The 1,542-nt window shown below is 64.5% G+C and carries 1 protein-coding gene and 1 pseudogene; both read right to left on the bottom strand.

Annotated features, from left to right (window positions below; genetic code table 11):
- Positions 1-234 precede the first annotated feature (234 nt).
- Positions 235-1,284: an IS3 family transposase gene (locus AC1DS3_RS38525; protein ID WP_477129350.1), complete on the bottom strand. Its 1,050-nt coding sequence runs from the start codon at positions 1,282-1,284 to the stop codon at positions 235-237.
- A pseudogene (locus AC1DS3_RS38520) lies at positions 1,284-1,542 on the bottom strand (IS3 family transposase); the annotation flags it as partial. The gene AC1DS3_RS38525 and the pseudogene AC1DS3_RS38520, both read right to left, overlap by 1 nt.

Below are 1,542 nucleotides of genomic sequence, written 5' to 3'. Positions count from 1 at the left end.
GCGATGCGCAGCGAGCCGTCTGCCTTTCATCTCCCGTTATGGGGCGCCTCGTCGTCGGGCGAAAAGAGCGGAAACGAGGAGGCCATGTTTGAGTGTCGCCTTAAGGCGATGCGAGTTTGGCCTCCGGCCGCTCTTTTCGTCCGGCGACGAGGGGGGGGGTCGCCCCATCCGGGTCGCTTCTTTGCCTACTTTCTTGGCGAGCGGCGTGTGTCAAGGTAATTGTCGCCTCAGCCGTTACGCTGCTTGCTTGTAATTCTCTCCGTTTTGCTGCGCTCGCTCCGGGTTCAGGTACACCGCATCCGGGAGTTCCCAGTTGCGGATGCCCGCGGTCCAACGCTGCGGATTCCGGGCGCGCGCCGCTTCATACAGCGCCTTTCTCTGCGCCAACAGTGCAGTGGCTGTGCCCTGATGCCGCTGGTTTGGCGTGACGTACTTCAGACCGCTGTGTCGGTGCTCATCGTTGTACCAACGCACGAAGCGCAGCACCCACTCCCGCGCTTGTTCCAGGCTCTCGAACGGGCGCTCCGGCCACATCGGGCAGTACTTCGCCGTACGGAACAACGCTTCGGCATAGGCGTTGTCGTTGCTCACCCTGGGCCGGCTGTAGGAGGGCACCACGCCCAGGTCATACATCGCTGCCAGCATAGTGGCCCCTTTCATGGCCTTGCCGTTGTCCGAGTGCAGTACCAGCGGACGACCTGCTGTTTGCTCCCGCAAACAGCCGTGCATCAGCAGGCGGCCTGCATCCTCCGCCGTCTGGCCCTCATGCACCTCGTTGGCGACCAGCTTGCGGCTGTAGATGTCCTTCATCATGTACCAGTAGAAGAACTTGCCCTTGACCGTGGTCGGCAGCCAGGTAATGTCCCAACACCACACCTGGTTCGGACCCGTGGCCCGGTGCGTCGTCGGCGGGCGCGTACACGGGGTTTTGCTGCGGCCGCGCCGCCGGCTTTGTCCCGCTGCATGCAGCACCCGGTAGATCGTCGATACCGATCCCACGTAGATCCCCTCATCCGCCAGCTTCGGCACGATCTGGTGCGGCGTCAGGCTCGCGTAACCCGGCCGGTTCGCCGCTCTCAGCACCGCCTGCCGTTCTGCTTCGCTGAACTTGTTGGCCGGTGCCTCGCGACGCGCTTCAGGCCGCCCGTCGGCGGGCGCTTGCCGCCAGCGCTGCAAGGTCCGCTCGGTCACACCGAGCGCCTCGCAGGCCTTCTCCTGCCGCGCCCCGGCGCTTACAGCGTCATCGATCAACTCTATGGCTTCCAAGCGATCCGGGGTGCTGATCAGTCTTCCTCGTCCCGTCCCCAGATCGCTGCGGCTTTTTTTTGCAAGACCAGCAGTGCCGCTGTCTCCGCCAGCGCCGCATTCTTGCGCTTGAGTTCGCGCTCCAGTTCCCGCACTCGCCTGCGCGCCGCTTCGTCTTCCCGCCGCTGCGCCAGCGTTCGCTTGACGGGGGCAGGCGCATTGGCCTGCTCGCACGCCTCACGCCATTGCTGAATCTGCTCCGGCTGGATGCCCTTTGCACGGCAGTACTCCGACAAC

It is taken from the genome of Cupriavidus sp. 01L46 (assembly GCF_056399905.1).
This window is presented reverse-complemented; position numbering and strand designations above follow the sequence as displayed.